This is a genomic window from Burkholderia sp. 9777_1386 (assembly GCF_015712265.1).
GTDB classification, from domain to species: domain Bacteria; phylum Pseudomonadota; class Gammaproteobacteria; order Burkholderiales; family Burkholderiaceae; genus Burkholderia; species Burkholderia cenocepacia.
Genome location: NZ_JACCQB010000001.1, coordinates 12,776 through 18,789 on the forward strand (window position 1 = coordinate 12,776; position 6,014 = coordinate 18,789).

Annotated in this window: 6 protein-coding genes; 4 read left to right on the forward strand and 2 right to left on the reverse strand. The window is 67.9% G+C overall.

What is annotated here, in order from left to right:
• The first annotated feature begins 69 nt into the window (after positions 1-69).
• From H0X91_RS00050 to H0X91_RS00065, 4 genes are all read left to right on the forward strand, one after another.
• Positions 70-1,194 (forward strand): aryl-sulfate sulfotransferase, encoded by a 1,125-nt coding sequence (locus H0X91_RS00050; RefSeq protein WP_034203786.1) that lies wholly within the window; start codon positions 70-72, stop codon positions 1,192-1,194.
• 58 nt (positions 1,195-1,252) lie between these two features.
• Positions 1,253-2,608: a uracil-xanthine permease family protein gene (locus tag H0X91_RS00055; protein ID WP_006483692.1), complete on the forward strand. Its 1,356-nt coding sequence runs from the start codon at positions 1,253-1,255 to the stop codon at positions 2,606-2,608.
• 280 nt (positions 2,609-2,888) lie between these two features.
• Positions 2,889-3,401 (forward strand): DUF2165 family protein, encoded by a 513-nt coding sequence (locus H0X91_RS00060; protein ID WP_006483693.1) that lies wholly within the window; start codon positions 2,889-2,891, stop codon positions 3,399-3,401.
• A gap of 79 nt (positions 3,402-3,480) precedes the next feature.
• Positions 3,481-4,416: a tyrosine-type recombinase/integrase gene (locus H0X91_RS00065; RefSeq protein WP_196432687.1), complete on the forward strand. Its 936-nt coding sequence runs from the start codon at positions 3,481-3,483 to the stop codon at positions 4,414-4,416.
• Positions 4,417-4,454: 38 nt separating this feature from the next.
• Here H0X91_RS00065 and H0X91_RS00070 read toward each other — a convergent pair whose 3' ends face one another.
• Both H0X91_RS00070 and parS read right to left on the reverse strand, forming a co-directional pair.
• Positions 4,455-4,934, reverse strand: coding sequence for an RES family NAD+ phosphorylase (locus H0X91_RS00070; protein ID WP_034203788.1), 480 nt, complete (start codon positions 4,932-4,934; stop codon positions 4,455-4,457).
• On the reverse strand, positions 4,931-5,386 hold the full coding sequence (gene parS / locus H0X91_RS00075) for a type II RES/Xre toxin-antitoxin system antitoxin (RefSeq protein WP_006480981.1): 456 nt from the start codon (positions 5,384-5,386) through the stop codon (positions 4,931-4,933). The genes H0X91_RS00070 and parS overlap by 4 nt, the downstream gene beginning before the upstream one ends.
• Positions 5,387-6,014: the final 628 nt, after the last annotated feature.

A 6,014-nucleotide genomic window follows, 5' to 3' on the forward strand; every position in this document is an offset into this window, starting at 1 on the left:
CAAGAATAATCCGATTTTACTGACCGGACGAATCGTCTAGATTCCGCTGCATCCCCGTATCCGATTCGAATGGAGACCGCAGTGACGACCGTCGACCAGATCACCCAGCGCCGCCGCGGCGTCGGCCTCATCGCCCACGATCCCGCGCTGTCCGCAGGCGGCTATACGCTCATCGCGCCGCAGACCGCCGACGGCAACGTCTATCTCGTCGGCATCGACGGCGAGGTCGTCCACCAGTGGAAGATGCCCGTGCGCCCCGGCCGCCATGCGGTCATCCTCCCGAACGGCAACCTCGGCTACAACGGCAATCATCCGCACTCCGAATCGCGCTACGCACCGTGGTCGATGTGGCACGGCGGCGACTTCTACGAGGTCACGCCGCAAGGCGAAACGGTGTGGCGCTACGAGGACCCCGCGCATCACCACGACGCGCAGTGGCTGCCGAACGGCAACCTGCTGTATGCGGCGTGCGAACCGGTCGACGCGGCCTTCGCGCGGCGCGTGCCGGGCGGCACCGCGCACGGCGACGACGAGGTGATGTTTGCGGACGTGATCCGGGAAGTGAACCGCGCCGGCCAGATCGTCTGGGAATGGCACGCACGCGACCATCTGCGGCCGGAGGACTTTCCGATCGCGGCAGGCTTCGGCCGCTATCACTGGCCGCTCGTCAACGGTCTCGCGGTCGATGCGGACGGCCGCGTGCTGATGAGCCTGCGCACGACGTCGGGGATCATCGGCGTGAACCGCGCAACCGGCCGCGTCGACCTGCACATCGGTCCCGACGTCGTATCGCACCAGCATGCGCCGGTGCCGCTTCCGAACGGCAACATCCTCGCGTTCGACAACGGCAATTTCCGTCACGGTGCGCACGTCGTGTTCTCGCGCGTCGTGGAAATCGATCCGGCGACGCGGCGCGTCGTGTGGTCGTATGCGGACGACGTCGTGAACCTGTTCTACACGCCGTTCATGGGCAACGCGCAGCGCTTGCCGAACGGCAACACGCACGTCACCGAATCGTCCACGGGCCGGCTGTTCGAAGTGACGCCGGCCGGCGAGGTCGTCTGGGAATACGTGATCCCGTGGTTCGCCGAATACCCGGACGAAGCGGCGCGCAAGACCGGCCCCGGCCAGTTGAACAGCGTGTTCCAGACGTTCCGCTACAGCGCCGCGCAGTTGCCCTGGCTACGGACCTGAGCCTTCGTTCACCGCCGGTTTCCGGCGATCGTCGCCGTTCGTTTTCGAGGGGCCTGCCGTGTCGCACGATCCGATTTCCCCGCCCGTCGATGCCCGGCTGCCCGCGTGGCAGCTCGCACTGTTCGGGCTGCAGCACGTGCTGTCGATGGCCGCATCGCCGATCACGGCCGTCTTCCTGATCGCGAAAGTGCTCGCGCTGCCGGCCGACCTGACGGTCCAGCTGATCGGCGCGACGTTCTTCGCGTGCGGCATCGGCACGCTGCTGCAATCGCTCGGCGCCGGCCCGATCGGCGCGCGCATGCCGTTCGTGATGGTGCCCGGCGGCGCACCGACGATGCTGTTCGCGGGCATCGCCGCGCAATCGGGCCTGCCGACCGCGGCTGGCGCGGCGCTGCTCGCCAGCGCGTTCTACTGGGTGCTGTTGCCCGTCTTCACGCGCTGCCTGCGGCTCTTTCCGCGCATCGTCGTCGGCGCGATGCTGCTGCTCGTGTCGATCAACCTGATCCGGATCTACGCGACGATCGTCGTCGGGCAGCCCGGTTCGGCCGATTTCGCGCAGCCGCGCGCGCTCGGTCTCGCGCTCGCGACGATCGTCGCCACCGTCGTCGTCGCGGGCGCGTTCCGCGGCACGGCCGGGCGCCTCGCGGTGCTGATCGGGCTGATGGCCGGCGCGACGCTCGGCTGGGCGCTCGGCGCGATGCCCGCGCTCGCCGACGTGTGGCACGGGCCGCTCTTCACGCATCCGGTGTGGCTGCCGTTCGGCATGCCGCGTTTCGACGTGCTGGCCGCGCTGCCGCTGCTGATTTTCACCGCGATCTCGATGGCCGAGGCCACCGCGCAGACGGTCGCCGTCGGCGAAACGTGCGGCAAGCCGATTGCGCTCCGGCGCGACGTGCCGAAGACGATACGCGGCGATGCGCTCGCGTCGCTGGCCGGCGCGCTGTTCGGCACGCCGCTGATCGTGACCAGCGCCGAGAACATCGGCGTCGTGCAGACGACCGGCGTGCGCTCGCGCTACGTGACGGCCGCCGCCGGCGCGATGCTGATCGTCATCGCGCTGTTCGCGCCGCTCGCGCGGCTCGCGTATGCGATTCCGGCCGCCGTGGTCGGCGGCACCGCGCTGGTCGTATTCGCGATGATCGGCGTGATGGGCATCCGGCTGCTCGCGAGCGTCGACCTGCACGCGCGCGCAAACCAGTACACGCTCGCCGCCGCACTGGTGGTCGGCCTCGCACCGATCCTCGTGCCGAACCTGTATCGCCATTTCGGCGCACCCGTGCAGATCGTGCTCGGCAACGGCATGGCGGCCGGCACGCTCGCGGCGATCGCGACGCAACTGGCGTTCGCCGCGCTCGCGCGGCTGAACGGGCAGGCACACGCGGGTGCGGCTGCGGCGCCTTCGCACGACGCATAACGGCAGCGGCACGCACGCGCGGCGCGCCGCTTGACGACGCCCGCGGATCGACCGACAATCGCCGCTCCCTCCTGGCGCGGGCACTCGATCCAGCCGGCGCGTGCGTCTCCTCGACGCCGCACCGGCTTCAGGTTTTCCAGTCCCGATCTCCGCGCCGCCGTGCACGCGCACGCTCTTCGACCGGCTTCGCCGGACACGCTTAACGCAGGTACCGCCCCTGAACGCCAGCATATAGCCGCGCGGTCACGCTCGTGCCTGCCTGTTCACTTCGGAGTCCATGATGATCATTCGTCTTTCCAAGGCAGCCATGGTGCTGGCCATGGCCTTTTTCGCGTCGCTCGTCGCATTCGGCAACATCACCGACTACGCGACGAATTTCGCGTTCGTGCACCACGTCTTCCTGATGGATACCACCTTCCCGGGCAACGGGATCATGTATCGTGCGATCGACACGCCGTGGGTCCATCACGCCGGCTATATCGGCATCATTTCGATGGAAACGCTCACGGCCGTGCTGTGCTGGATCGGCGGCGCACGGCTGCTGCGCGCGCGACGCGCCGGCGATGCGGAATTCCGCGCGGCCAAGGGCCATGCGATCGCCGGCCTGACGCTCGGCTTCCTCACGTGGCAGGTCGCGTTCATGTCGGTCGGCGGCGAATGGTTCGGGATGTGGATGTCGAAGCAATGGAACGGCGTGCCGGACGCGTTCCGGTTCTTCATCACGCTGCTGCTCGTGCTCGTCTACCTGACGATGAACAACGACGGCATCGACGACACGCGTCACGCGCACTGACGCGCCCGTTGCGTCGCGTGCCGGCCGACCGGACATCGGGACGATTGCCGGCGTCACCGCGTCCGGCTATAAAGTGGAGATGGACACGAATCGCTGGATCCACGACCCCGTCGGCGCGTTTCGCGTCTGGCAGGAAACCGCCGCGACCGGCGCCGGCCGCCGGCCGTTCGCGCCGCGCTCGGTCGTGCAGCATGTCGCGATGTTCGAGCGATTCCTGCGCCACATGAGTGCGCAGCGCGTGTCGCTCGCCACGTTCGGGCCCGACCACGTCGCGGCCTTCCTCGCGGAACTCGACCGTACCTGCGCGCCCGGCACGTCGACGCGCGTGCGCTATGCGAAGCTGATCGACCGGCTCGGCCGGCATCTGGTCGACACCGGCGTGCGGACGGTCCACCCGGCCGGCCGGTCGACGCGCGATCTCGCCTGGCCGGACGGCGAGCCCGAGCCGTGCTACCTGCCGCCCGATGCCGACGCGGCGCTGCAGCGCCATGTGCAGCCCCGAGCGGACGACACGCCGGCCGACTGCCGCAATCGCGCGATCGTCGCGCTGCTGCTCGCGAGCGGCATCACGTCGGCGGAAATTCGTGCGGCGACAGCCGACGCGCCCGAACTCGATGCGCGACCGCCGGTGTTGTCGGTGCCGCGCGATCGTGCGCGGCCGGCGCGCCGGATCGAACTCGCCGCGTTCGCGGTGGCGCCGCTCGCCGCATGGCGCGCGCGCTCGACCGACGCGCCGCCGTCGGTGCTGCTGTTTCCCGCGCCGCGCGGGGGGGCCATGAACGACATGTTCCTGCTGCTCGTCGTACGCGATGCGCTGAACGCGATCGCCTTTCACGCAGCGGACATGAGCCCGCGCGTACTGCGCAATACCTATGCGCGCCGCCAGTTGCTCGCCGGTCACGCGCATGCCGACGTCACGGCGATGCTCGGCCTCGCCAGCATGCGAACGGTCACGCGTATCCGGCAGACGCTGCCGCCCGATGCGGCCGCGGATCGCGCTGCCCACGAACGCTGATCGCGCGCCGCCGGCGCGAACCGTGTTCCGCCGGCTCGCTATTCGCCCGGCTTCGACTGGACCAGCCGCAGAATTCGCGTGTCGTACGGTGATTGCATCACTTCCACGATGCGGATGTCGGACGCGGCCGGATGCAGCGGATTCAACAGGAAGTTGTGGGCGTGCGGCACGACGACGCTCGGCACGCGCAGCAGCGCGCTCGGCTGCGTGTGCAGCCACTCGGTGCCGGCGCTACGCGTCCAGTCGACGTTCGTTCGCCAGTCGTCCGGCGCATCGCCTTCGGCGATTTCGGCGACGTCCACCGAATCGGGCACCTCGATCCGCAGCAACTGGTACGCGCTCGGCAATTGCGCGACGGTGGCGATTTCGAAATGAACGAGCGTCTCGAGCAACGCGAGCGCCGGATGCTCGGCGAGATACACGACGGGTTGCCCGGCGAAATGCCAGCGGCCGCCGGCCCGCAACCCGCCGATGCCTTTCAGATCGGCGTAATTGCTGATCCGCCACAGCGTCGTCAAGCGAAGTACCCCTCGTCGATCTGCGTGAGGGCCTCTTCGACGAGCCGCGCGCCATGCTCGGTGCTCGCCATGTCGAGCGACGTGCGGCCGCCGAAGCGCTGAAGCCCGTTGCGCAGCCACGCCATCGCCTTGTCCTGATCGCCGAACGTGGCCGTCGCCTGCGCGACGATGCGCGCGAGGCGGATCGCCTTGTCGGACTCTTCCGGCGACAGGCGTTCGTGCGCCTGGCGACGATGGCTCAGCGTGCGGCGCGGAATGATGAACGCCAGCTCGTCCGATTTCAGCCCGCGCTCGGACAGCCGGTCGATCACCGACACGTCGACGCGCGCGCTCGCCAGCTCGGCCAGATCGGCGCCCGAACGGACGCGGATCGCCAGCAGCTGCTCGAGAATCGTGAATTCGGCCTGCCGCGGATGAGCGACGCCCGAAGGATGAAAAGCGATGGTGCTCATGACCTCTCTCCGGCAATTTGCCCAATCATTATAGGCGTTTTGCCGGACGCTTGCGGATCGTCGAGTGGCGGAGCGGACGACTGCGCTGGCAGGCCGGTATTTCAGGGTATGCGAATCGAAGATTCGCCTCGGGGAGGCGGGGCTCATATTCAGTATATAAAGTCGTCGATCCATGATGATCTGAAGTTGTCACGTAACAATTTCCCAACGGTGACCGAACGGAATGAAGGAAGCGCGCCGCTTCCCCGGCCGGTGCGTTGTCCGTCCTCGGTGTGACATAGCACTCGGCGAATTACACGTCGACCGCATGCTCCAGCAAGTCGACCGCGGCCCACCAGAGGTCGACGCGACCTAGCCAGATAGTGGCCAGCTATTGGCCCGCCGCGAAAGCGAATCACCCGCTGTATCGGTTCCTGTTCCCCCTCCCATCGATATCGATTCGACGCACTCGTGTCGCTGCACTCTCTCGCCCGCTTCCGGGCAGACAGCACGACCCCACAACACCCCCACCACCACCCATTACTTCGCATACCTGATCAAAAAAACGGAAAGCAAACGGTAAGACAGCATCCACCACCGAAAGCCAGCTGTAACACACGCCCTCGCCCGAATCGATGCGCAAACCGCC